General features: G+C 55.9%; 22 protein-coding genes. 11 read left to right on the top strand and 11 right to left on the bottom strand.

The window, feature by feature from the left end; all coding sequences use genetic code 11:
* The first annotated feature begins 252 nt into the window (after positions 1-252).
* The 7 genes from PHC90_04845 (at position 253) to PHC90_04875 (ending at position 9,190) form a co-directional block, all read left to right on the top strand.
* The gene (locus tag PHC90_04845) at positions 253-918 is read left to right on the top strand and encodes a hypothetical protein (GenBank protein MDD3845670.1); all 666 of its coding nucleotides are present in this window, start codon (positions 253-255) and stop codon (positions 916-918) included.
* 35 nt (positions 919-953) lie between these two features.
* Positions 954-2,285 (top strand): SpoIID/LytB domain-containing protein, encoded by a 1,332-nt coding sequence (locus PHC90_04850; protein ID MDD3845671.1) that lies wholly within the window; start codon positions 954-956, stop codon positions 2,283-2,285.
* 28 nt (positions 2,286-2,313) lie between these two features.
* Positions 2,314-3,045: a sugar phosphate nucleotidyltransferase gene (locus PHC90_04855; protein MDD3845672.1), complete on the top strand. Its 732-nt coding sequence runs from the start codon at positions 2,314-2,316 to the stop codon at positions 3,043-3,045.
* 2 nt (positions 3,046-3,047) lie between these two features.
* Positions 3,048-4,046 (top strand): phosphotransferase, encoded by a 999-nt coding sequence (locus tag PHC90_04860; protein ID MDD3845673.1) that lies wholly within the window; start codon positions 3,048-3,050, stop codon positions 4,044-4,046.
* 197 nt (positions 4,047-4,243) lie between these two features.
* Entirely contained in the window at positions 4,244-5,725 is a 1,482-nt protein-coding gene (locus tag PHC90_04865) for a glycosyltransferase family A protein (GenBank protein MDD3845674.1), read from the top strand.
* Positions 5,722-6,705 carry a DUF4922 domain-containing protein gene (locus PHC90_04870; protein ID MDD3845675.1) on the top strand — a complete coding sequence of 328 codons (984 nt, stop codon included), beginning with the start codon at positions 5,722-5,724 and terminating at the stop codon, positions 6,703-6,705. The genes PHC90_04865 and PHC90_04870 overlap by 4 nt, the downstream gene beginning before the upstream one ends.
* 148 nt (positions 6,706-6,853) lie before the next feature.
* A complete protein-coding gene (locus tag PHC90_04875; GenBank protein ID MDD3845676.1) occupies positions 6,854-9,190 on the top strand; it encodes a PAS domain-containing protein in 2,337 nt (778 codons plus the stop codon).
* A 265-nt stretch (positions 9,191-9,455) separates the two neighbouring features.
* Here PHC90_04875 and PHC90_04880 read toward each other — a convergent pair whose 3' ends face one another.
* The 4 genes from PHC90_04880 to PHC90_04895 are packed head-to-tail and all read right to left on the bottom strand — an operon-like array spanning position 9,456 to position 12,353.
* Complete coding sequence (locus PHC90_04880) at positions 9,456-10,136, bottom strand: transglutaminase family protein (GenBank protein ID MDD3845677.1); 681 nt, start codon at positions 10,134-10,136, stop codon at positions 9,456-9,458.
* 47 nt (positions 10,137-10,183) lie between these two features.
* Positions 10,184-10,828: a TPM domain-containing protein gene (locus PHC90_04885; GenBank protein MDD3845678.1), complete on the bottom strand. Its 645-nt coding sequence runs from the start codon at positions 10,826-10,828 to the stop codon at positions 10,184-10,186.
* The gene (locus PHC90_04890) at positions 10,828-11,754 is read right to left on the bottom strand and encodes a TPM domain-containing protein (GenBank protein ID MDD3845679.1); all 927 of its coding nucleotides are present in this window, start codon (positions 11,752-11,754) and stop codon (positions 10,828-10,830) included. The genes PHC90_04885 and PHC90_04890 overlap by 1 nt, the downstream gene beginning before the upstream one ends.
* Positions 11,755-11,768: 14 nt before the next feature.
* Positions 11,769-12,353: a LemA family protein gene (locus PHC90_04895; GenBank protein ID MDD3845680.1), complete on the bottom strand. Its 585-nt coding sequence runs from the start codon at positions 12,351-12,353 to the stop codon at positions 11,769-11,771.
* A 93-nt stretch (positions 12,354-12,446) separates the two neighbouring features.
* Between PHC90_04895 and PHC90_04900 the strand changes: the two genes are divergently transcribed.
* Positions 12,447-12,887: a carboxymuconolactone decarboxylase family protein gene (locus PHC90_04900; protein MDD3845681.1), complete on the top strand. Its 441-nt coding sequence runs from the start codon at positions 12,447-12,449 to the stop codon at positions 12,885-12,887.
* 164 nt (positions 12,888-13,051) lie between these two features.
* Here the strand turns inward: PHC90_04900 and gdhA are convergent, their stop codons facing one another.
* The 3 genes from gdhA to PHC90_04915 all read right to left on the bottom strand — a co-directional run bounded on the left by gdhA (position 13,052) and on the right by PHC90_04915 (position 17,084).
* Positions 13,052-14,410, bottom strand: coding sequence for an NADP-specific glutamate dehydrogenase (gene gdhA, locus PHC90_04905; GenBank protein MDD3845682.1), 1,359 nt, complete (start codon positions 14,408-14,410; stop codon positions 13,052-13,054).
* Positions 14,411-14,832: 422 nt separating this feature from the next.
* The gene (locus tag PHC90_04910; protein MDD3845683.1) at positions 14,833-15,486 is read right to left on the bottom strand and encodes a response regulator transcription factor; all 654 of its coding nucleotides are present in this window, start codon (positions 15,484-15,486) and stop codon (positions 14,833-14,835) included.
* Between the two features lie 41 nt (positions 15,487-15,527).
* On the bottom strand, positions 15,528-17,084 hold the full coding sequence (locus PHC90_04915; protein ID MDD3845684.1) for an ATP-binding protein: 1,557 nt from the start codon (positions 17,082-17,084) through the stop codon (positions 15,528-15,530).
* A gap of 183 nt (positions 17,085-17,267) precedes the next feature.
* Here PHC90_04915 and PHC90_04920 point away from each other — a divergent pair, with 183 nt between their 5' ends.
* Positions 17,268-18,386 (top strand): nitronate monooxygenase, encoded by a 1,119-nt coding sequence (locus PHC90_04920; protein ID MDD3845685.1) that lies wholly within the window; start codon positions 17,268-17,270, stop codon positions 18,384-18,386.
* A gap of 237 nt (positions 18,387-18,623) precedes the next feature.
* Positions 18,624-19,403: a M15 family metallopeptidase gene (locus tag PHC90_04925; protein ID MDD3845686.1), complete on the top strand. Its 780-nt coding sequence runs from the start codon at positions 18,624-18,626 to the stop codon at positions 19,401-19,403.
* Between the two features lie 147 nt (positions 19,404-19,550).
* On the opposite strand, the gene PHC90_04930 is transcribed toward PHC90_04925, so the two are convergent.
* The 4 genes from PHC90_04930 to PHC90_04945 form a co-directional block, all read right to left on the bottom strand.
* Positions 19,551-19,928 (bottom strand): response regulator transcription factor, encoded by a 378-nt coding sequence (locus tag PHC90_04930; GenBank protein ID MDD3845687.1) that lies wholly within the window; start codon positions 19,926-19,928, stop codon positions 19,551-19,553.
* 108 nt (positions 19,929-20,036) lie between these two features.
* Entirely contained in the window at positions 20,037-20,690 is a 654-nt protein-coding gene (locus tag PHC90_04935) for a response regulator transcription factor (protein MDD3845688.1), read from the bottom strand.
* Positions 20,687-22,573, bottom strand: coding sequence for an MASE3 domain-containing protein (locus PHC90_04940; protein ID MDD3845689.1), 1,887 nt, complete (start codon positions 22,571-22,573; stop codon positions 20,687-20,689). Before PHC90_04940 ends, PHC90_04935 begins: the two co-directional genes overlap by 4 nt.
* 142 nt (positions 22,574-22,715) lie before the next feature.
* On the bottom strand, positions 22,716-24,935 hold the full coding sequence (locus tag PHC90_04945) for an ATP-dependent RecD-like DNA helicase (protein MDD3845690.1): 2,220 nt from the start codon (positions 24,933-24,935) through the stop codon (positions 22,716-22,718).
* A 164-nt stretch (positions 24,936-25,099) separates the two neighbouring features.
* Here PHC90_04945 and PHC90_04950 point away from each other — a divergent pair, with 164 nt between their 5' ends.
* On the top strand, positions 25,100-25,444 hold the full coding sequence (locus PHC90_04950; protein MDD3845691.1) for a hypothetical protein: 345 nt from the start codon (positions 25,100-25,102) through the stop codon (positions 25,442-25,444).
* The last annotated feature ends 52 nt before the right edge of the window (positions 25,445-25,496 follow it).

A 25,496-nucleotide genomic window follows, 5' to 3' on the forward strand; every position in this document is an offset into this window, starting at 1 on the left:
TTCCATTCTGCTATGGTACTCGATAAATGTCAACGAGCTTATTAAGTTAGGAGTCATTTACCGCTTGAAAGCGAGCATGCTTCCTGTTTTATCAAACCTGTTGCTTTCAGGAAGAACCCGGGGACTGCCCCAACGGTATCCAGGAGCAGTTTCTGATCAGCGGCTCCGTCCCCAGACCTGTACGAGGCAATTATTGAACGGTGCCAGCTGGCCTCAACCGTGATTACGAGCTCAAGACCCCTGGATGAATAGATGGGACTCTTTGATGATCCGCTCCTGGCCAACCCTCTCCTTGATAGGCTGGCCCACAACGCCCACCAGACCTTCATCGAAGGGAAGACCTACTGGAAGAGGATGAGCCGAACAAGAAGGAGAAACTCCATGAAACGCAATACCATACTGAAGATCATGAATCCAATTCTCGGTATCTTGTTGGTGAACCAGATCGCGACAGGTATTTTTCGTGATTTCCTCCCAGACGAAGCGTTCGAGATTATGCATGAGCGGGGCGGGCCTGCCTTTGCTGTCGTCGCCATACTGCACGTGATTCTCAACTGGGGCTGGGCGAAAGCAAGCTTTTTCAAGAGCAGTCCAGCAGCAAAGTCCTGGGTGCAGGGCCGAAGGGACGGACCGAAGAACCGGTCGAACCAGGGGTTGCACTCTATGTCGCTATTCACAGCGAGAGTGAACCCAGTCGTTACCCCCCTCTTTTATCCGGCAATCCTCAAGTCTTTCATTCAGGCGAGATCATTTGGCAGCAAGAGGAGCAGACATTTCCTTATGGTCGTCGGTATAATCAAACAATTCTTGAGGCTATCAAGCGGTTTCAGGAGGCCACTTATAACAATGGTCGCGCTTCAATTACAACATGGCGCCACAGAATGGCCGCACTCATTGACAACCCCCCTGAAAACGTAATAATGTAAACAAACATCAACACATTTCGGGGGGATATGGTTACCGTCGGCGTACAAGAACCGAGAATCACCGTTGGCATCGCGGACAGACAGCCGGAGGCGGCAGGCCGGCTTAATGGCGACTTTTTCATCGAAGGAACGGGCTTGCTGTCGGGGCCCTTTCACGCGAGGGCAGCCGCGTCGGGAATAGCGCTTTTTGATGAAGGGCAGCGTCTTATCACCAGTTCTCCCTCCATCAGGCTTACAGCACACAGGAACTCGACCTTCACGATCTTCGGTGTTACCATCGGGATTCGCTTTCATTGGGAGCGCAAGGAGGACCAGGTCTTTGAAGGCGATCTCATCCTCACGGCCCGCGAGGACGGCAGTATGGCCGTCATCAACGAGATCCCCCTCGAAAACTATCTTGTAAGCGTCATCTCCTCGGAGATGAGCGGGCGGGCGCCGGGTGAGTTTCTGAAAGCCCATGCCATTATGTCCCGGAGCTGGCTTATGGCGTCACTCGACGGAAAGGACGCTTCCGGGGCCCCGGCAAGGAACGTCTCCGGCCCGGGAGAGCTCATACGCTGGTACAACAGGGAAGACCACGACATCTTCGACGTCTGCGCCGACGACCATTGCCAGCGGTACCAGGGAATCACAAAGATCATCTCCGGTGAGGCTGCGCGGGCGGTGAAGGAAACGAGGGGGCTCATCCTGTCCTACGAAAACAGGGTTTGCGATGCCCGATACTACAAGGCCTGCGGGGGTCTCACGGAAAATTACGAAACGGCATGGGAGGATATACGCGTCCCTTACCTCGTCAGCATCGCCGACTCTCCGAACGCCTTGAGCCCCGCCATGTCCGAGGAAGCGGCGACCCGCTGGGTGTTCTCGTCCCCCAATGCCTACTGCAACACGAAAGACACCGCGCTCCTTTCCGAGATACTCCCTGGTTTCGACCAGGAGACAACGAACTTCTTCCGTTGGAAGGTGGAGTATTCCCGCAGGGAACTGGAAGATATCATCAGGCAAAAATCGGGAATCGACCCCGGCACACTCCTCGATATAATACCCCTCGAAAGAGGACCGTCGGGGCGCATCCGCCGACTCAGGATCACCGGAACGAAAGAAAGTGTCGTCATAGGAAAGGAACTGGAGATACGCAGATGGCTCTCGCCGAGCCACCTTTACAGCAGCGCCTTTGTCGTCTCCGTGAAGGGTCCGTCCGATGGCCCGCCCGACGGGTTCATCCTCGACGGGGCCGGGTGGGGCCACGGCGTGGGCCTTTGCCAGATCGGCGCCGCGGTCATGGCAAGCAAAGGATTTACGGCGCCGCAGATACTGAAACACTATTTTACCGGCGCAGAGATAAAGAAGATATACTGAAGAGCATGATGAGAGATTTCTACACACCATGGTAAAAAGACGGTTCAAAACAGCCTTCATACTCGGTGCGGGACTGGGGACGCGACTGCGGCCGCTTACAGAACACCGCCCAAAACCGCTTCTTCACTTGAACGGCCGCCCCATCATCACATATGCAATGGACCACCTCATCAGGGCCGGAATAGAACGGTTCATAGTGAACACTCATCATCAACCCCAGGTTTATGCCCAGACCTTTCCCGACGGTCACTGGAGGGACATCCCCATCGTCTTCAGCCACGAACCCGTCCTTTTGGATACCGCCGGGGGGCTCAAGAATATCGAGGGCCTTCTCAGCGGGGATGAGGCGATCCTCTGCTACAACGGTGACGTCCTCGCCGACATACCTCTCGGCGGACTCATCGCGACCCACGAGGCAGACCGTCCCGACGCAACCCTTCTCCTGCGAAGCGAAGGGCCTTTGCTCAATGTAGATATCGATGGCTCCGGCGCGATATGCGACATGCGGCATACGCTGGCAAAGCAGGGGGTCGCACAATGTCTTTTCACGGGCATCTATGCTGTGGAGACGTCACTCCTTTCCCACATGGAACCGGGAAGAATAGAATCCGTGGTTGACGTCTTTCTACGACGGATCACCGCGCTGCCGGGTTCCATAAGGGGCCTCATCATCGACGAAGGTCAGTGGCACGACATAGGATCCGCCGAGGTCTATCAAAGAATGGACACTCACATGAAACAGGGACCAGCGAGGACATGAGAATGAACGATTTTGACAATATAATGGCCTTTGCCCGCAAAGCTACCGGCCTCGGCCCGTCGAGCCCGGCGACCATTGCGCCTCTTACCGCCCGGGGCTCCGACCGGGTGTTCTACCGTTTCTCCTGGGGGGACGGCAGATCGGTCATCATCATCGATTACGATGCAAAGAGAACGGAAAACACCTTTTATGCCGATATAGCCCTTTATCTCAAGGGCATTCGCATCCCCGTTCCGGCAATGATCTTTCATGACCGCGCGAGTCACCTCATGGCAATGGAAGATCTGGGCAACGAGGACCTCCATGCCTTCGCCGGGCACGACTGGCCCACGAGGCGCACGCTTTACCAGAAGACCCTCGGTGCGGCGAAAAGGCTCCACGCCATATCGGAGAAACACTTCCCCTCCCAGGACGTAAGCCTCATGGAGGGTTTCGGACCTCACCTCTATCTCTTTGAACAGAATTATTTCCTCGAGCATTTCGTGAAGGACTGCTGCGATATAGTCCTTGAACCCGCCTTCGAATCAAAGCTGAGATCGGAGCTTGCAGGACTGACAGACGAACTGGGCTCCATGGAGCGCTGCCTCATCCATCGCGACCTCCAGTCGCAAAACGTCATGATCCGCGATTCGGAGCCGTACTTTATTGACTTCCAGGGCATGCGGTTGGGAAATCCCTTTTATGATCTGGGTTCCCTCCTGTGCGATCCCTATGTATCACTGACCCCGGAGGAAAGGGAGGACCTCCTGTCATTCTATTACGTCCTCTCATCCCAGGAACTCGACTGGGATGCCTTTCAGAAGGCCTTCTGGGAGGCATCGGTGGAGCGCCTCATGCAGGCGCTGGGCGCCTACGGTTTCCTGGGCAGGACGAAAGGTCTTGCAAGCTTTCTCGATCACATCCCCGCCGGCCTTCACAATCTCGATATGGCGGCCTCCCGCATCCCCTCCCTCCCCACCCTTGGCGTCCTGACGGCGGAATGCAAACTGGCCCTTGGCTGACAACCTATACAATATGGTGTTCCCATATTGTATAGGTTGTATTAACACCGTTGTATGCCATATACAGCTTATATAGACCGTATTACCACACATAAGCAGGACAGGATCTTCTCCCTTTCTTCTCATCCCGCATCGTGCATTCTGCACCGCCTTTCCTGTTTTCTTTACCGTCTTTTCCGTGGTAGGATATGGCACGCATGAAACCGATCACCGCTGTCTGCACCCGCACCGCGGGGCCCCTTTTCCTGCCGGCCTTGAGGAGTCTGGCCGGTTCGGATCTCATCGAAGAGGTCCTGATCGTGTCCCGCGAACCCATACCGGACATCCTTCCCCGATGCACCGTTATCGATACGGGCCCCTTTGCGTCCCGGGAGACCTTTGAAAGAATCCTGGCAAAGGCTGCAACGGAATACCTTCTCTTCATCCCCAGTTCGATCCCCATGCTCGCCGGGACAGGAGCGCTGGAGAGATTGATCGGGGCCGCACGATCATCAGGCGCGGGAACCACCTATTCTGACTTCTACGATGATACGGGGAGGGGGAAGACGCTTCATCCCCTCATCGACTACCAGCCGGGCAGCGTCCGCGATGACTTCAACTTTGGTGCCCTTGCGCTCCTGAACACCTCCATCATCCGCGACGCACTTCGGAGATACGGCCGCACCCCGCCGCTTCGGCATGCCGCCCTGTACGACGTCAGGCTGAAGATTTCCATGGACCACGGCATCCATCACGTCGCAGAACCGCTTTACAGCGTCGTAACTCATACGGGGGGTCCTCCCGGCGAGGTGCACTTTGCCTACGTCGATCCCCGCAATCAACCCCTTCAGAAGGAAATGGAGGCAGTCTTCACCGACCACCTCAAAAGGATCGGTGCATACCTGCCTCCGGAGAGGCTCAAAGAAATGGAAGAACCGGCAGAGCCTTTTCCCGTCAGGGCCTCCGTAATAATCCCCGTAAAAAACCGAAGGAAAACCATAGCCGATGCCCTCAACAGCGCCCTCTCACAGGAAACGGACTTCACATTCAACATTCTCGTCATCGACAATCATTCGACGGACGGGACCACGGAGATAGTCGCCGACATAGCCGGCAAGAACCCGGCGATACGGCACATCATCCCCTCCCGGAAAGACCTGGGGATAGGCGGATGCTGGAATATGGGCATCATGGACCATGCCTGCGGCCGCTATGCGGTCCAACTCGATTCCGATGACCTCTACGAGAATCACCTTGTCCTCGAGACCATCGTGGATGCGATCCGCGACGGGAGCTACGCGATGGTCGTCGGCTCCTATACCATCGTTAACGAGCGCTTGGAACAGATACCTCCCGGATTGATCGACCACCGCGAATGGACGAGCGAGAACGGCCACAACAATGCCCTCAGGGTCAATGGCCTCGGGGCTCCCCGGGCCTTCTCCACGACAGCCATTCGCCGTACAGGCTTTCTCAATGTAAGTTATGGGGAGGACTACGCCGCGGCGCTGAGAATATCCCGGGAATACAGGATCGGCAGGATCTATGAAAGCCTTTACCTGTGCCGGCGCTGGCAGGGCAACACGGACGCGGCGCTTGACGTGGAGGCTTCCAACAGGAACGACACTTTCAAGGACTCGCTCCGCACCGAGGAGATCCTCAAGCGGCAGGAACTGGCCGGGGGAGACCCCCATCCGTGACGGGTGAGATAAAGGACCGCGTCTATGCGAGCTTCGACGGGAACGGTCCTCAACGTCTCGAGGATCTCTGCCGGGGACTTCTTTCCGAACAGCAAGCATCCTGGCCGGAGTTGAAACATGCTTACGATTCCCTCGGCAGCGTCAGGTCGCGGGACATCAGGTGCGACGGGTTCTCGGTCCGCCTCGTATTCAATCCCGGCAGGGCCGTTAACACGATGGCCGCTGTAAGCCCCCCGGAGATCAGTCAACGGCCCTGTTTCCTGTGCCTCGCCAACCTGCCTGCCGAACAGAAAGGCATCATCTACCGGGGTCAGTTCCTGATCCTGGGAAACCCCAGACCCGCATTGCCCTTTCACCTCACCATAGCGCACCTGAGCCATCGCCCTCAGGCTATCAGCGACCATATTGAAATGTTCCTGCAGATAGCGGCGGACCTCGGACGCGGCTTCACAACCCTCTACAACGGCCCCCGCTGCGGGGCGTCAGCCCCCGACCATCTCCACTTTCAGGCAGTGCCCTCGGGAAAGATGCCCATCGAGCAGGAACTCGACGCGAAGAGGGACCTCATCTCCATAAGTCCCCGGGTCCGGGCCTCCCGCGTCCCTGTCCTCAGGGCGTCTGGTTTCGGCCGTGAGGTCGTACTTATCGAAGGGGATGAAACCCCCCTTGTCGCAGCCGCCTTCAGGGACTACATGCAAAGCCTGAAGAATGCCTCGACCTCCACAGAGAGAGCCGACGAGGAACCTATGCTGAACGCAGCCGCCTCTTTTGACGGAAAAGGGTGGCGCCTTCTTGTCTTCCCGCGCCGCGCCCATCGCCCGGCGGCCTTTTACAGGGAAGATGAGGAACGGGTCCTCGTAAGCCCGGCCGTCATGGAAATGGCGGGCATCATAGTCACACCCATGGAGCGCGATTTCTACCGCCTCGACGCCGCCGCCATCGAGTCCATGTATCGCGAGGTCTCCTTCCATCATGCCTGAAAGAACACTTTGAACCCCGAGATCGGTACCGGGACAATACATTGAAGACCTTTCCATCGGCGTCATAATTTCGGTGTGGTTCCTGCGGATTGTGTATTGATATAGTGGCGACATATCTATTAGTATTGGAAGGGGGATGAGGAACCCATTGAAGACGATACAGGAATTGACCCGGGAGATATCTCTCCTGAAGAGCAGGATACGTGAACTGGAGCGGTCTGAGGCCCAACACAGAGGGGCCGGGGAAGAACTGAGATCCTCCCTGGAGCAGTTGCGCCTGCTTATCGACGCAGGGCCCGATTTTTTCTTCCTCAAGAACCTCGATCTAAGATACCAGCTCGTCAACCTGGCAAACGCACAGTTCTTCGGGCTTACCGAGGCCGACATCATCGGAAAGAGCGATTTCGATCTCATGCCCGAGGACGCCGCCGCCGTCTGCCAGCAAAGCGATCGCCTGGCTATCAGCGAAAAAAGGACCGTGATAGCCACCGAACCCGTCGAAGACAAGTTCTACGAGACCTACAAATTTCCCTTCCTCATCAAAGGCGCGGTCGCCGGCGTGGCCGGCATAGTCCGCGACATCACCGAGCGCAGACTCGCCGAAGAGGAACTGCGCAAGAGCCGCGCCCTGCTGTCGGATATGATCGAGAACAGCGGCGCACTCATCTGCGTTAAGGACCGTGACGGGCGCTACGAAATGGTGAACCGCAAATGGGAGGAAGTGACGGGGCTCACCCGTCACAACACCATCGGCAGGACAGACGAAGAGCTTTTCCCCGGACCGACGGGGAAACACTTTCGCCTGAACGACCTGGAGGTCATGGGATCGGGATCGGTGGTGGAAAAAGAGGAGATCCTCGAGGATGACCGCGGACAAAGATTTTTTATTTCCATCAAATTCCCATTGCGCGACCAGAATGGCGCTGTGACCGGCATGTGCGCCATGATCACGGAGATCACTGCACGCAAATCAATGGAGGAACAACTTGCCATCAGCAGGGACCGTCTGTCCCGGGCCGAGATCATTTCGCGCTCAGGCAACTGGGAATTCCATATGGAGACAGAGGCCGTCTTCATGTCAATCGGGGCCCGAAGGATCTTCGGAGTCGGCAAGAGGGCATTAGCCATCCCCGATATAAAGAGAATACCCCTTCCCAAATATCGGCAGATGCTCGACGAAGCCCTGAACGGCCTTATCGGGGAGGGGCGCCCCTACGACGTGGAGTTCAGGATAAAACGTCCCGACACCGGCCAGATAGCGGACATCCACTCCGTGGCGGAGTATGACCGCGATAGAAAAGTGGTCTTTGGGATCATCCAGGATATCACGGACCGCAAGCATCTTGAATCCCAGCTCCTTCAGGCCAAGAAGCTTGAGGCCATCGGTACTCTCGCCGGCGGCATTGCCCACGACTTCAACAACATTCTCATGGGGATCCAGGGATATGCTTCGATAATGATGGCGGAAAAAGCAGAGAGTCCGAGCCATCCCGACTACGAACGTCTCAGGTCCATCGAGGAACAGGTCAAGAGCGCATCCAACCTTACGCGGCAGCTTCTGGGATTCGCCCGGGCGGGCGGATACGAGATCAGACCCGTTGACATGAACGAGATCGTTCGCGAGAGCTCCTCCATGTTCCACAGGACAAGAAAGGAACTGACCATACGCGCAAAATATGAAAGGGACCTGTGGTCCGCCAACGTCGACCGGGGCCAAATAGAACAGGTCCTTCTCAATCTCTACATGAATGCGTGGCACGCCATGCCTGCCGGGGGAGAGATACACCTGGAAACCGCCAACGCGGTCATCGACGGCAATTATGGGGCCCTTCATGGCATCCCTCCCGGTGAATACGTGAGGGTCAGCATTGCAGATACGGGAATGGGGATGGAGGAGGAGACGATGAAACGGGTATTCGACCCCTTCTTCACAACGAAAGAGATGGGGAGGGGCACGGGCCTGGGGCTCGCGATGGTCTATGGGATCATGAAAGGCCATAAGGGCCTTGTCGATGTCAGGAGCAAACCCGGTCAGGGCACGACATTCACTCTCTATTTTCCGACATCCGGGAAAAAGGTCCTTCGGGGAAAACGGGCGATGCCGAAGGCCGTAGGGGGTTCAGAAACGATCCTCCTTGTCGATGATGAACAGACGGTTCTTGTCGTCACCAAGAGGATGCTTGAGTCTCTCGGCTACACCGTGCACGCAATGGACAGCGGGTCGGATGCCGTCTCTTTTTTCAAAGACAGGATGAACGGTATCGATCTCATCATGGTCGACATGATCATGCCGAAATTATCGGGGAGCCAGACCTTCGATCGCATCAGGAGCTTAGACCCCTCGGCAAAGGTGCTGCTCTCAAGCGGCTACAGCATGGACAACGAAGCGCGGCTGATCATGGGTAAAGGATGCACCGGATTCATTCAGAAACCATATAATATCGCCGTGTTATCCCGGAAGGTCCGGGAGGTGTTGGAAAGATAGAGGGTTTCAGCTTTCAGGCTCAAATCTCACGTCCCTCGCCAGCCTGCCACTTTCTTGTAGTCTTCCATGGTCCAGCAGGAGCGCAGAAAGGGACAGTCCTTGCAAAGCTCCGTCCTGTGCTGCTCAATGAGGTATTGTTTGCCCGAATCCGAATTAATGTTGCGGGATGTCATCTCGTCGACACAGGGAGGTGTCCTCGACTTACAGCCGTGCTTGTTGTCGCATCCTATGCAGTAGCCGCTCTTCGGCTTGATGTGAGCCTCCTTTACGGGAACCGGTATCCCGACAGCGGCATAACATGGCCCCGGGAAGCGCTCTCATCTATCCACGAGCGTTTTTCGCCCCAGATGGGAGAGATCCTGCCGTAGAGCCAGTCAAAGGGCAGGTCGGCATGGGGTTCGTACTTTTCAATATACTCCACATAGGGACTCCCGCAAAGGTCCACCGGGCCAAGTACAGCATCATTCTCCCCGTCAAACTCGCAGGCGGGCACGCCAAGCTTTTCGCAAAGACCCTTGTCGAACGCCGGGGTGACGCTCATCCATCTTCCGTTGACAAAAAGCTGGGTGTATCCGTGGCTCGGGAATTCTTCGATACCCGTCTGGGCCTTAAGCTCCCCGGGCATCTTGTGGTTGCGGATCCTCGCGAAGGCAAGCCGGGAGGGAATACCAGCCGCACGCGCCAGGGCGGCAAGGAGAACAGCCTTCTGGACGCAATATCCCTTGCCTCTCTCAAGAACGGCGCTCGCCCTGAAATCCTCCAGGAATGTGGAAAGCATGTAGACATTGTAATGGATCTCGTCGCGAACAAAATAGAAGAGCGCCTGCGCCTTGCGCACATCGCCGGCAAGCCCCCCTGCAAGCCCCAGCGACGTTTGGCGGATACGATCGTTTTCGCTGTCTATCGTTTCCGTCGGCGCGAGATATATCTGCACATTCTCTCCCATTCCCTTCCATCCCTCAAAAGGCGCGGACGTTCAAGCGACTCGCGCTCTCAATCCGGTTTTGCGCCGATAATGACCTCGTCCGCCAGTTCGTTGGTGTCACCCTCCCGCCCGATCGGGAAGTGTTCCTCAAGGAGCTGTCCTGCCTCGCCTATCGCCTCAACGAGTGCATTTGCCGCATTTCTCTCCCTGACTCCCCGAGACACCATCTTCGCCAATGTGTCGAGCCTGGCCTGGGTGATCTTTTCGTGGATCCCTTTATCGGCAAGGACCCATACTTTCCTTTCGAAGAGTGAAATGAAAAAAAGAACGCCCGTGTTCGCCCTCGTCCTGTAAAGACCCTTTTCGTAAAATGCCCTGACAGCCCTGTCCCGCACCGCCCTCTGGCGGCGCTTGACACCGGTGAAATGGACCTTGAGTAAAGGCACCTTTCTGAAGAGCGGCCAGGACAAAAGAAAGAAAACGAAGGTCAGGGGAATATACCACAGGAGCGATTCATGGAGAAAGAAAGTGGCAATCAGAAATGCGGCAACGTTCCCAAGGGTGATCGCCCCCAGGACCTCCGCTTCCCGGTAGCGGCTGCTCGCATCAACGACCATAACGGCGATCTCGCCGATGGTCCTCAATTCAGCCGAGGAGGTTGCCTCCCTGATCCTCTCCTTTTCAGCGTCAGAAAAAAAATGTAAGGCCTTCATCACCAGTCCCCCGATGCCCCGCCGCCGCCGAAACCGCCGCCGCCGCCGCCGAAACCGCCGCCACTGTCAAATCCTCCTCCGCCGGAAAACCCGCCGCCCGTCCAAAATCCACCGGGGCCGAAACCGCCGCCGCCTCGGGAGCTCCCCCCGAAAAAGAAGGGAAGGAAAACACCAAGGACGAGACCGAAAATGCCAAGGAGAACCGATGTCAGCAGGGATAGACCCACCAGGGCCCCTATCGCCGAAAAGCCTATCAGGCCGGCGCCGCCGCCAAGAATGCGGGAGATCCTTCCGAGAACCAACAGAAATGTGGCTCCAAAGATGAGAAGAGGAAAGACCGATGAAAGACCCCTCTTCCGGGCACCCCGCGGCCTTGCACTATCGGCTTTGAATTCACCCCGGGTTGCATCTATCATTGCGCGGACCCCTGAGGAAAAACCTCCGTCAAAATCGCCGCGCTTGAACTGCGGATTGATGACGAGCTGCACGATCCGCCCGGCCGTCAGGTCCGTCAGCTTCCCTTCGAGGCCCCGGCCGACCTCGATGCGCGTCTTACGATCATTCTTGGCGACCAGAAGGATAGCGCCATTATCCTTTCCCTTCTGACCGATCTTCCACGTCTCGGCAACCTTCATGGAAAACTCTTCGATAGGTTCGCCCTCGAGAGACGCCATGGTAAGAATGACCATCTGCGTGGAATCCGACTCTTCAAAGTTCTTGAGTTCCTTCTCGAGTTGGGCGCGAACAACCGGGGATATTATGTTTGCATAGTCGTTGACCCGTCCTTTCAAAGGCGGGACGTCAAGCGCGTGGGCGCCGGTTCCGGTCAGGAATATCATCCACACGGCGAAGAGGAAGACCGCGTATCCCGCGCTACCCCTGTCCCGATGTCTTTTGTCCCTGTTGTTCCCGTAGGCTTCTTTCAACAATGGTCCACCTGTCAGAACTTCACTTTTGGCGCTTTTTCAGCCCCAGCCTCAGCTTTGAACGCCTCCTTCTGCGGAAGTTTGAGGATGAACATATTTGTCAGATTGTTTGGGAAGGTCCGGATGGATGTGTTGAACTCCTGAACCGCCTTGTTGTACCGGGTACGCGCCACGTTTATCCTGTTCTCGGTACCCTCGAGCTGGTTCTGAAGGTCCCGGAAGTTCTGACTGGCCTTGAGGTCGGGATATCGCTCGACGACAAGAAGGAGCCGCGACAGGGCTCCCCCCATCGATGCCTGCGCCTGCTGGAATTGTGCCATCGCCTGAGGATTGCCGATCATGTCCTTCGAGACCTGGGCGGATCCCACCTTTGCCCGGGCCTCCGTTACGGCCTGAAGGGTCTCGCTCTCATGCTTGGCATAGGCCTTCACCGTCTCCACGAGGTTGGGTACCAGGTCGTTGCGCCTCTGGTATGTAGCCTCCACGTCTCCCCATGCCGCCTTCACGGCTTCATCGTTTCGCTGGATCGTATTGTAGCCGCAGCCTGTGAACATCATCATCGCCAGAGCAATGACCCCGTATAAAAAGGCTCTTCTCATTAAGTCCTCCTTTTGCTATGATCAACGCACCTATAGTAGCATTTTCGCGCTATAAAATAAAGACGTCCAACCCTTGACGCAGGGGAAACATGCGTGATACAAAAACGTGATGAATGGAGGAAGACAGTGAACGACGAGATAAAGAAAAGGACCCAGGAGACCGCAAAAAAACTGTGGACCGGAGGGATCAAAATGGATCCTCCCTACCTGACATGGAAGGAGTTCGACAAGGATCTGGCCAACGACCTCTCCATGTTCATCACGGGGAATCTTTATTCACGAACGGTCCTTACCCTGCCGGAGCGACAGATGGCCGCCTGCGCCATGCTCGCCGCACTCGGTGCGGCCGATGAACTGAAGCTCCATGTCAATGCCGCCCTCAATGTGGGATGCGACCCCAGGAAACTGGCCGAGGTCTTCTTCCAGCTCGCACCCTATGGAGGGATGCCGCTCGTGAACAAGGCCCTCGAAGTTTTCAGGGATGTTCTCAAGGGCCGCGGTGAATGGGAGACTTTTACCGGGGGCGGCAAGTAAGACCCGTCCTCTGACGGCCGAAACGGGAAACGACGCCGGAAGAACCGCGGGGGCGCCTGACTTATCAAGAACGGAGGGAATGAAGAACGCTGTCCCGTTCATCCATCCCCTCCGTCGAAATCTTTGACCAGCAAAGCTTCATATGTTGAAGCTTCTACACTCTATCATACATAACCGTAGGCCAGCATTGAATTTGCGACCTTGAGGAAACCGGCCACATTGGCGCCGAAGACGTAGTCGCCCTTCTTGCCGTACATCTCGGCCGCATCAAGACAGGACCTGTGGATGCTCTTCATGATGCCCAGGAGTCTGGCATCAACCTCTTCGCGTGTCCATGCAAGCCTCATGCTGTTCTGGGACATCTCGAGACCCGACGTGGCAACGCCGCCGGCGTTCGCGGCCTTCCCGGGGCCAAACAGGAGGCCCTTCTCCTGGAAGATACGGACCGCCTCGGGCGTTGTTGGCATGTTGGAGCCTTCCGCCACGCAGATGCAGCCGTTTTTCACCAGCGCCTCGGCATGACCCGCGTCTATCTCGTTCTGCGTCGCGCAGGGCAGTGCTATATCGACCTTGATACCCTGGCTCTTGATGACATCCCAGACGCTCTCGCCAATGTAGCAGACGGCGCCGTCATACCGATCGGCGTATTCGCTTATCCTGCCCCTCTGGACGTTCTTAAGATCCATGATGTAACCGCACTTGTCGCCCGATATGCCCTGATCGTCTACGATCGTCGAACTGGAATCGCATAAGGTAATGACCTTCCCGCCAAGCTGGCTCACCTTTTCGATGGCGAACTGGGCTACGTTACCGGAGCCGCTGACTGCCACCGTCTTGCCCTTGAAGTCGAGGCCTTTCGTGGCAAGCATCTCTGCGGCGAAATATACGCAGCCGTATCCCGTCGCCTCAGGCCTGACGAGGCTCCCGCCGAAGGACAGGCCCTTGCCCGTGAGAACGCCCGTATGGTCGTTCATGATCTTCTTGTACATCCCGTACATATAGCCGATCTCCCGGCCGCCTACACCGATATCACCCGCGGGCACGTCACAGTCGGGACCGATATGCCTGAAGAGCTCAAGCATGTACGCGTGGCAGAATCGCATCACTTCATTGTCCGATTTCCCCTTGGGGTCGAAATCACTGCCGCCCTTGGCGCCCCCCATGGCAAGCGTCGTAAGGGAGTTCTTGAATATCTGCTCGAACCCGAGAAATTTGAGAATGCCCAGATTGACCGAGGGATGGAAGCGCGTACCGCCCTTGTAGGGACCGATGGCGTTGTTATACTGGATGCGGTAACCCCTGTTTATCTGCAGGTCTCCCCTGTCATCCACCCAGGGCACGCGAAACATCACCACCCGGTCGGGCTCGACGATCCTTTCGTATATCTTTGCCTTGACAAACTCCGGGTGTCTCTTCGCCGTGGGCTCAAGGCACTCCAGAACTTCCTCGGCGGCCTGGTGGAACTCAAATTCATAAGGATCCTGTTTCTTTATTTTTTCTAGTATTTCGCTGGTCACTGACATAAAACAATCCTCCGCGCTCTCGTGTTTTTTTGGATCCTCTTCCTGGCATTCAACAGATCTATGCCTCCAAAAGGCCGGCAGACAAATGTCGGGGCCTTTACACCCTCCGCATTCCCTCGTTGCAGGAAGACGACTCCCTTTTTCATATCTTTCGGTTTTCTCCTTCTGCCGGTATGAGAAAAAACTGGTATATAAAACCCGATAAAAGCAGGTTTTACAATCGGGGAGAAGATGTTTTTGCCATCAGGGTTAACCCTATCATACCCATAGTGGTATCCCCGGTAGGAAACGCATCTCCTTTACTGCAAGTGGTTTGCAAGGTATCACCATCGAACCTGTCGGTATGAGGGGATTTGTGAAAAATAATGGGATAGCTCAGGGTCAGGCAAAAACCCGAGGTTTTCAGGTTGTCACCCCCTATTTCAGGAAGCGCTCTGGACCCATTGGATCGCATACTTGAGGAGGTCTGTTCCGTCGGCGAGCTTCAGTTTTTCCTTGATATGGGCCCGATAGGATTCGACGGTCTTGATGCTGAGGTGGAGTCGTTCGGCTATCTCACGGGTCTTGTTCCCCTGCCCGATGAGCCGGAAAACGGTCAGTTCACGGTTGCTCAGGAGATCGATCGGCGAGGCGCCCTGACTGACCCCCTCGACGGACACGAATTTCTCGAGCATTTTGGTCGTAATGCGGTCACTGACGAAGATCTCGCCGTCGAGGACCTTTCTGATGGCGACCAGCACCTTTTCAAGCGCTTCCTGTTTCATGATGTAACCCCGCGCTCCGGCCCGCAGCGACCGTTCCGCGTAAAGTGTCTCGTCATGCATGGAAACCACGAGGACCGCCATGTCCTTGTGGCGAAGCCTGATTTCCTTGATGAGTTCGATCCCATCGATGCCGGGCAGCGAGATGTCCACTATCGCCATGTCGGGGACGACCTTCTCGATGGACTCCAGGGCCATCTGGGCATTCTCCGCCTCGGCGCATACGACAAGGTCGGACTCCTGGTTGATCAGCAGGGTCAATCCCTTCCGCAGAATGGGGTGGTCATCAACGATCAGGATCTTTCTTTTAGTCACGGACATCCTCCCATGCAACGCGAGATACGGGTCCGCCGCCCTTATTCAGCCCCGTGCCTGTTCAAAAAGGTGCAGCGTATCAGCGTACCGCCCTCGGTGCGGCCCTTTATTTCCAGAACGGCCCCGATCACCGAAGCCCTGTACTGCATGATATTGAGCCCCATTCCCTTCCCATGGGCCGGGACGCTGCCTATTCCCACACCGTTGTCCTCAACGGTCAGGATGCAGGCCTCGCCGTCCTGCCTTAAGGCGATCGTCACCTTATCTGCCTTACCATGTTTTATGGCATTATTCAATGCCTCCTGGACGATTCGGTAAAGATGCGTAGCCGCGGCGTTGTCGCTCAGGAGGACGGGGTTGTCGTAAACGAAGCTGCAGGTGATACCAAAAAGACGCTCCACATTGGATGCCAGTTCTATGAGGGCCATCATGAGCCCGTCCACCTCAATCCTCACAGGGTTAAGGCCGCGCGCGAAACCCCGCGTCAGCGTTATGGCCTGGTCGATAAGACCGACGATCTCGAGAACATCCCCGGGCTTGATGGGCTGCTGTGTGGCGGTCTTCTTCTCGAGCACCTTCCCCATGAAACCGATGCCCGCCAGGTGCTGGCAGAGGCTGTCATGAAGGTCCTGGCCTATTCTTCGCTGCTCCCTGCCGCTTATCTCGAGAATCTCCCTCTCGAGGCGTTTTCGCCTCGTCGTATCCCGCACGATACCCAGCGCTTTGTTCGGACCGGACATGACGATGCGGACCTCGAAATCCCGTTTTTCCCCGCCAAGAGACAGGTGCTGCTCAAAGATCTGCGCTTTCTGGGTCGATATGGACTGTCTTACGCACACCATGACCTGGTCCAGAAGCCTGCGGGGGAGGAACCTCTCCTGGTCTGATATACAGTAGACGCTTCCCCCGATGACCTTCCCGGCTATGCTCTTGAGGGCGGTAAAATTACCGACATGCAAGCCCAGGAGCGTCCCGGAACCATCTATCTGGAACATGAGGTCGGGAATGGCCTCAAGAAGCGCACGGTTCTTCGATTCGCTCTCTTTGAGCGCCTCCTCGCCGAACTTGCGCTCGACGATCTCGCCTATGCGCTTGGCTATGACATTGATAAGACTCCTCTCCTCCTTGAGGAAAGGCCCCTCATCGGATGTCGTTCTTTTTTCCAGGTAATAAACCTCCAGCGAGCCGGCGTCCTTCCCATGAACGACAATACGCTGTGATTGTTTCCACCGCGTCCGCGCGAAGCCGCGGCTGACGTAGGAGCGCTCCCCCAGCGTAATGCGGCTCGCGGTGATATCGGGATACTGCCATGCATCGGGGACGATATCGACGGTCCTCTGCAGGATCTCGTCCAGGGTCGCCCCTTCCTTCTCGACAATACCCGATATGGTATAGAGACAGTTGAGTTCCTTGATCCTTTCGTTGAGTTCGTGGGTCCTTTTTTCGAGCTCTTTCTTCGACAGCTCATGCCGCCTGTCGAGTTCGGTAAGACGCCGCACCCTGTCTTCGGCCCGCTTCAGGGCGGTGGCGAGGTTTCTTTGGGCTTTATCCTCGCCGATGGGGGACTTCTTTTGATCTCCTGGGGTCCTGGCACGCATTGTGGCGTCATTATATCATAATTTGAAGAAAGGTTATGGGCAGAAGTGCATGGCCTGATTCTCACGATTATTTTGTAAATAACTGCAAAAAGTGATATACTGAACCGGTCGTGTTTTCATTTTATCCTTCTCTTCTCATTCTTCAGCATCCGGTATAAAAGTGATTCACGGCATAAAGGGATGATGCTGCCAGAACTTACCATCAAAGGAAAAAGCGTAAAACTGCCCATTATCCAAGGAGGTATGGGCATCGGTGTTTCCCTCTCACCCCTCGCGAGTGCCGTAGCTGCCGAAGGCGGCATCGGCATCGTCTCCAGCGCATGCCTCGACAGACTCCTCGGAAAACGCAATAACAAGGTATACAGCACCTATGACGCCGTCTATGAAGAGGTTTGCCTGTCACGGGAGAAAGGAGGCGTCTCGGGCATCAATATCATGGTCGCCATCGCCAGGGACTACGATGTCACCGTAAAAGCAGCCATCGACGCGAAGGTGGATGTCATCATTTCCGGAGGCGGGCTCCCGTTGACCCTCCCGGGGATCACAAACCCGGGCGAAACCGCCCTCGTTCCCATCGTCTCTTCGGTGAGAGCTCTCGAGGTCATCTACAAGAAATGGGAACGCCTTGGTTACCGGCCCGACGCCGTTGTGCTGGAAGGACCCCTTGCGGGCGGTCACCTTGGCTTCAAGGTGGGTGACCTCGGTCTCGAGTCCAACAAACTGGAGAACCTTTTCCCGCCCATAAAGGATTTCGCCTCACGTCACGGCGATATTCCCGTGATCGTCGCCGGCGGTATATACGACCGCGATGATATTGCAAGATTCCTCGCGATGGGTGCTGATGGGGTGCAGATGGGAACGCGCTTTCTCGCGACCGTCGAAAGCAGCGCCACCGAAGCATACAAGCATGCCGTCGTCAACGCGGGCCCGGAGGATATCCTTGTTGCCTCGTCGCCCGGTTCGCCCTGCGGGATGCCCTTCATGGTGATAAAGGAATCACCCATGTTTGTCTCGGCACTCAACAATCGAAGAAAGCCTCGCTGCGACAAGGGCTACATCATGATGAAAAATAGAGAGGGCCGCTACGCGGTCTGCAAGGCCCAGGAAGATAGGGGAGGTTTTTTCTGCATCTGCAACGGCCTTCTGAGTTCCGGCGGCTATAACATGGATGCCGAAGAGCCTCTCTACACCGTTGGTGTCAACGGCTGCCGTGTCGACCGCATCAGTACCGTGCGGGATGTCATGGATGAGCTCAGGGGTGTCATCCCCGCCACACAGATCAGATCAACAGAAGCAGCCTGAGGGAATTCCCCGTAAAAGTCAACCTCTTGCCGAACACCCTATGAGTCGTCATTCCGGCGAAGGCCGGAATGACGGAAAACCTTTGGATCGTCCGGGAAGAGGCTGGCTCATGCGTCCCCGTCAGGTATCCTCACCCCTTATCTCTTACTCCTTACGGTTCTTGAATACTCCTCATCGCCTGTTGAAAACAGGGCCGGGTTTTGATAATGTGTACAAAACGCCGGAGGTGCCGCCTGCATGAATAAACAAATCGCTGCCGGGATTTACCCTGTCGTTTGCGCAGGTTTGTTGCTGCTGTTCCTCTTTCTTCCTTTTCACGCGGGAGCAGGCGAAGATGTGCGCAACCGCTTCGTCGATATCAAGAAACATATTCCCTCCATCGTCACAGACATGCGCTATTTCGGCCCCCACAACTTTGTCGGGGAGCGGATCGACGGTTACGGCGCCCCCAGGTGCCTTCTCACCGTCGAGACCGCCGAGGCGCTGAAACGAGTCCAATCGCACCTGAAAGGTTTTTCCTTCTCCCTGAAGATATATGATTGCTACAGACCTCAGCGGGCGGTGAACCATTTCGTCAGGTGGGCAAAGGACACTGCCGACACGCGGACAAGAGAGGAGTTCTATCCCACCGTCGACAAGAGCCGCCTCTTCAAGGATGGATACATAGCGGAAAGATCAGGGCATTCCCGGGGCAGCACCGTCGACCTGACCATTGTGCCCGTGCCGCTGCCCGAAGAAGAGTCTTACCGTCCGGGTCAGGAACTCTTCGCCTGCTTTCTCCCTGCGGCTGAACGCTTCCGTGACAACTCCATCGATATGGGTACCGGCTTCGACTGTTTTCACGCCCTCGCCCACACGGCCAGCAAGGATGCGCGCCCCATCCAGCGCGCAAACCGGCTCCTCCTGAAGACACTCATGGAAAGAGAGGGGTTCGTCAACTATCAACTGGAATGGTGGCACTTCACCCTGAAGGATGAGCCTTTTCCCAACACGTATTTCGATTTTGTTATTGAATAGGTGAATTCAAGAGAGCGTAATGTGGAAAGCATGGCGCATCGTTTGCTTTCGGCCCGTAAAAGACTTCTTCGGGGTATTGGGGGGGTTTACTGGGGGCCAATACCGACGCGCCATGCTGGTGGGCTTTACAGACTGCCGCGGTGAGGTTCACGATATCCTCCCCTGGCATTCGACAATATGCGACAGGGCGGGCACCAGATCATCGTAGAGCCTTCTCTTGGTGACAAAGGCGTTCGCGCCCGCCTTCAACGCGGCCTCCTTGTAAGCACTGTTCTCATGGATGGTGAGGATCACCACCTTCGTATCGGGCAACATGGCCTTGAGCTCTATCGTTGCATCTATGCCGTTCATCCCGGGCATATCGATATCCATGATGACCGCAAGCGGCGCTTCACGGCGGCAATAAACCAGCGCCTCCCGGGCAGTTCTCATCTCTACGAAGGAACATGCGGGAAGTTCTTCCTTCAGCCACTCATGAAGAAGCCGTCTGAGGTTCACATGGTCGTCGACGATGACAATGGTCATTCTCTCCTCCTCTGTCGAATGAATAAGAATAACCGACGGGGATAGTGATTGTATGTCGGGAGAGTTGGACAAATTCGGGGGGAATGTTCGATAAAACTGGAGTATCCCTCACTCCAGATCTGTCAGTCCGTGCCTGATGGCAAATTTAACGAGGCCGGGAATGTCTGTTACGTTCAGTTTTTGCATGAGCCGGCTGCGATATGTCTCGACGGTCTTTGGCGAGAGAAAGATGGTGCCGGCGATCTCCGCGCTTGATTTTCCCTCCACGACCATCTGGAGTATTTCCCGCTCACGCTGGGTAAGGCGGTCGAGGGGGTTCTCGGGTTCCTTCATATCCTGCTTGCTCAGGTAATCGTCTATGACCCTGTCGGAGATCTTCTGGCTCAGGTAGCGGCCGCCTCTGTACACGGTGTTGACGGCGCTCACAACCTCCACCCCCGCCGACTCTTTTAAAAGATAGCCCCTGGCGCCGACCTTCAGGGAACGGTATATATGCTCCGTCGTGGAATGCATGGAAAGGATGATGATCTGTGTCGATGAACTTTCCTGCCGTATCCGGTTTGCGGCGTCAATACCGTTCAGTTCGGGCATGGCTATGTCCATTATGACGATGTCCGGATGAAGCCTCGCCGCCTGCCTGACGGCTTCTCGTCCATTCGTTGCCTCCCCGGTCACTATAATGTCAGGCTGAGATTCGAGAAGGAGCTTCAACCCGTCCCGCACTATGGCATGGTCATCGGCTATAAGAACGCTTATTTTCATGGACGGACCTCCACCACGATGCGTGTCCCTTTCCCGGGAACACTCTCTATCATGCATTTACCCCCTATGGATATCGCCCGCTCGGATATGTTCGCCAGACCCCAGGTGTCCCTTTTCTTAGAGCGATGCATCTGTGCCCTGTCAAACCCCACCCCATTGTCCTCGACGACGAGCTTCACCCCTTCCGAGTTGCTCTCGAGGAGGATGGACACCATCGTCGCGCCGGAATGCTTGACCACATTGTTCAGGGCCTCCTGGATGATCCGGAACAATGACGTTTCGGTATGCATGCCGGGACGGGAAACAAGGTCCTCCCCGACGACATTCACCGTGACACCCGTGCGTTCCCTGAATTGCCCGGCATACCACCTGATGGCTGCGAAAAGCCCGTAGTCGTCGAGCACAGGCGGGCGCAGCTGAGCCATGACGTCGCGAATGCTTGCCGTCGTATCCTCGATAAGGGACATGGAATCGGCGATCCTGGCTTCGAGGGCGTCCACATCCTTCATCGACAGCTTGGTCCTCATGATATTGAGATTGAGTCCCAGCGCGGTCAGGTTCTGGCCGACGAGGTCGTGGAGTTCGCTCGCTATCCTTCGCCGTTCCAGGTTCTCAGCCTCGGAGAGCTTTTTCGAAACGGCCATGAGCTGCGCGTTCGTTCGTTCGAGTTCGACCGTCCTCAACTGGACCAGTTTTTCCAGCTTGCCCTGGTACCTTTCAAGGGCCCGTTCATATTCGACCCTGTCCGTTATGTCTTCCCCGGAACTGAGCAGGCCCGTTATGTTTTCCGATTCATCCCGAAGAAGGGTGTAATGCCAGGCAACGATGCGCTCCTTGCCCTGTGCCGTCAGGACCGCGCTCTCGCGGTACTCGATGCCTTCCGTCTGTCCCGAGAGAAAGCGTGAAAAAAATAGGCGCTCCTCCTTTCTGTCGAAGGGAGGCACAAAGGCCTCGAGCCAGTTGCACCCGACAGCCGTGGGCCCGTCACAACCGAGTATCTCGCATCCCCTCCTGTTGATGAGAACAACCCTTTCCGAAACATCGATGACAACGAAGAGGATTCCCGCGATACTGAGATAGGTCTCAGCCCGGTTCTTCTCAACAAGCAGCCTCTCCTCGCTTTGTTTCAGGTCACGCAATATGAGGCTGTATGGCTGCTCAAGTCCCGTCTTGATCATCGCATGGTACAGGAGATAGTAGGACGCCAGCTTGAAGTAGTGTCCTGTGAGATTGAAGACCCCGTATACGTCCACATAAAAGGTGAATGTCAGCTCCGAAGCAATCGTGCAGATGATGGATGCGACGATGAGCATCAGTATGTTGTGGTCGAAAGCATCGCGCCGGATCATGAGGGCGGCTATGGCGGCGATGAGGAACATTATGATGAGATACTCGCTGAACACCTTGAAATGCGTCAGCCCTGAGCCTTCCGCGAAGCAGACGGGAAAGACCGGGTATCCGAATATCGACACAAGGATGGCGGACGATCCCGCGAGATAGATCACAAATATCGGCAGAGGGTCCATTTTCTTCCCGATCAACATCGGGGAAACAAGAAGAGAGATGCCCTGAACGTACCTTCCGGCTATCCACAACTGGGTCGCCAGATTCGCCCCGGGCAGGGAAAAGATGTTCATGCCCCTGTATGCCAGAATATGAGCGACATCGAAAACACCGACAAAGAAGTAAGAGATCCCAAGGAAGAGCAGGAAGTTGTTTCCGATGAATCTCCGGGAATTCCAGGCGAACATGAATATCCCGAAGGCTATGACAACACAAAAGAGCTCGACAAGACCGTGGAACAGGAGATAACTGTACAGGCTGGCCAGATACAGACCGGATGCAATGGCTGCAACGAGCGCTATCGCGGCAACTCTCCTCAACCCGCGTCCCCCTTTTTCTCCGAAACGACCCGCGACACTCAATATCAGTTCATATAAAGGATTATCAATAATAGTAATATGCTTCCCGGAAATCCGCAAGAAAGATTCGGGGAAGACAATTGCATGGGCGGGACAATGCAGATCAATCGGTAGATTGGCGGCTGTCTTTTCTTTGGTTATTTTTCTTCTGCATTGCTTCCCTCAATCTCTCGGCGAGGAGGGTGTAGCGCCTGCGGGGTCTGTCGTTGTGTATCGCTATGGAAAGGGCCTTCTTTGTCCCGATGAGATAGACAAGCTTCTTTCCCCGCGTGATCGCCGTGTAAAGGAGATTCCTTTGCAGGAGGAGATAATGCTGTGTCAGGAGGGGCATGACCACAACGGGATATTCGCTCCCCTGCGATTTGTGGACCGAGATGGCGTAGGCCAGGATCAGTTCGTCGAGATCATTGAAGTCGTAGGAGACAACCTTTCCGTCAAATTCAACGCTGAGTTCCTGGACCTCCCTGTCTATGGCGATGACCCGTCCGATGTCTCCGTTGTAAACATCCTTTTCATAGTTGTTCCGTGTCTGGAGCACCTTGTCGCCCCTTTTGAAGAACCTGCCGCCCCGTGATATCCCGTCTGTGGACCTGTTCAATGTCTCCTGGAGGCGCACGTTCATATTCGACACGCCAACCACACCGCGATGCATGGGCGTCAAGACCTGGATGTCGTTCGATGGGTGAAAACCGAAGCGGGAGGGTATCATATCCTTGCAGAGGTCAACGACATACCGCAGGACTTCGTCGGGATCCTCAATATCGACAAAGAAAAAGTCGTGGCCCTGTCCGGCGTGTTTCTCGAGAAAGGGCATCTCGCCGCCGTTTATGCGATGGGCGTTTACGATGATCATGCTCCTCGTCGATTGCCGGAATATCTCAGCCAGCCGAACGGTTCCGACGCACCCCGAGGCAATGATGTCATTGAGAACGCTTCCGGGGCCGACGGACGGAAGCTGGTCCACGTCCCCGACAAGAACGAGGCTGGCCGTGGGCGGCACCGCCTTCAGAAGATGGTACATGAGGGGGACATCGACCATGGATGCCTCATCGATCACGATGAGCCCCGCATCGAGAGGGTTCGATTCGTTGCGCTTGAATCCTCCGTCGGAAGATGCGTTTGACGGGGCATATTCCAGCAGGCGGTGTATGGTCTTTGCCTCGGCCCCGGTGGCCTCCGTCATTCTCTTTGCCGCCCTGCCCGTCGGGGCCGCCAGCAGCACCTTCTGCCCTGTCTTGCCGGCAATTCCGATGATCCCCTTTATGATGGTCGTCTTCCCCGTTCCCGGACCTCCCGTTATGACCAGCACTTTTTGTTCCAGGGAAGCCCGGACCGCATCGAGCTGTCTTTCAGAAAAAGTGACCTCCTGGTTGCCCTCGACCCACCTCAGGGCTTCCCCAACGTTGAGGAGGCGTAATTGCCTGGGAACAGTCGCAAGCTTGCTCAAAAGCTCCGCTATCCCCCTCTCTGAAACATAAAGGGGCGCGAGGTAGACGATCCCGCCCGTGTAATTCGCGGTCATGCCGGGGAATGCCCCCGGGTCGTCGATGATCACTTTCCCCTGCGCGGCAAGCCTTGAAAGAGCATCGGAAATCTTCCCCCCTTCGACCTCGAGCACCTCGCTGCATTTGTCGACAAGGAGACTGCAAGGAAAGAAGATGTGTCCTTCGCTGGAGAGCTGTCCCAGCACATAGAGAATGCCCGTTTCGATCCGAAGGGGTGCTTCCTTTCCGATGCCGAGCTTCCCCGCTATGCTGTCGGCGGTAAGAAAGCCTATGCCGAATATGTCAACCGCCAGCCTGTATGGATTCTCGCTTACTATCCTGACGGCGTCGCCGCCGTAGAAACGATAGATCTTCGCGGCATAGGCGGGACTGACGCCGTTGCCCTGGAGAAAGACCATGACATTGCGGACCTCTTTCTGCTCCTCCCAGGCCTTCCTTATCATATCGACGCGCTTCCGTCCGATGCCGGGAACGTCGAGGATCTTGTCCATGTCCGTGTCGATGATGTCGAGTGTCGCTTCGCGGAACCGGGTGACGAGCCTCTTTGCCATGACGGGCCCTATCCCCTTTATCATGCCCGAACCGAGATAACGTTCGATCCCTTTCACCGTGGCCGGCATGAGCGTCTCATAGGAGATCACCTTGAACTGTTCGCCCCATCGGGGATGGACCTCCCAGTTGCCCTTCAGCCGAAGGACCTCGCCGGGCACAACGGAATAGAGGGTGCCGACAACGGTAGCCAGGGAATTTCTTCCCTCAACTTTCACTTTCGCTATGGTATAATGGTTCTCTTCGTTGTAATATGTAACACGTTCCACCTGTGCCTTCATTTCAGGGGGCGTAGTATTTTCAAACATGGTTAATAGTATCGGAAATCCGCCGATAATAAAAGTGAAACATGGGCCCGGGCCTTTTCGCTCGCAGCCGGCATGAAGTGAAGTAGAGACAGCCGCCCTGCTTCCAATCGTGGAGAAGACGCTTTATGACGCGGTCAACATTCAATATAATACGCCATCAACTCTCGAGACTGGTTGCCAACAACAGGGCACTGGTTCTCCACGAGGCGGACAAGATCACCGGTTTCATGCGGCTCCTCATGAAACCGCGAAACACGCAGGCAAAATGGACGAAGGAGGAAAGAAGGCTCCTGAAGGCCCACCTCAGGCATCTGTCATACTACGTCCCCGCCCTGGTGATATTCGTGATGCCCTTCGGTTCTCTGCTCATTCCGCTCCTCGCCGAGATCCTCGACCGAAGAAAGGCCTTCCGCAAACCTGGGAAAGGCGGTCTCGAAACTGCGGGCAACGGCAGCCAGGCCACCCTCTAATCCTGAAGAACACCTTTCTGTACCCCGCAATGTCACCCCTTATTACCGGTTG

Source organism: Syntrophorhabdaceae bacterium, from assembly GCA_028698615.1.
Taxonomy (GTDB): domain Bacteria; phylum Desulfobacterota; class Syntrophorhabdia; order Syntrophorhabdales; family Syntrophorhabdaceae; genus Delta-02.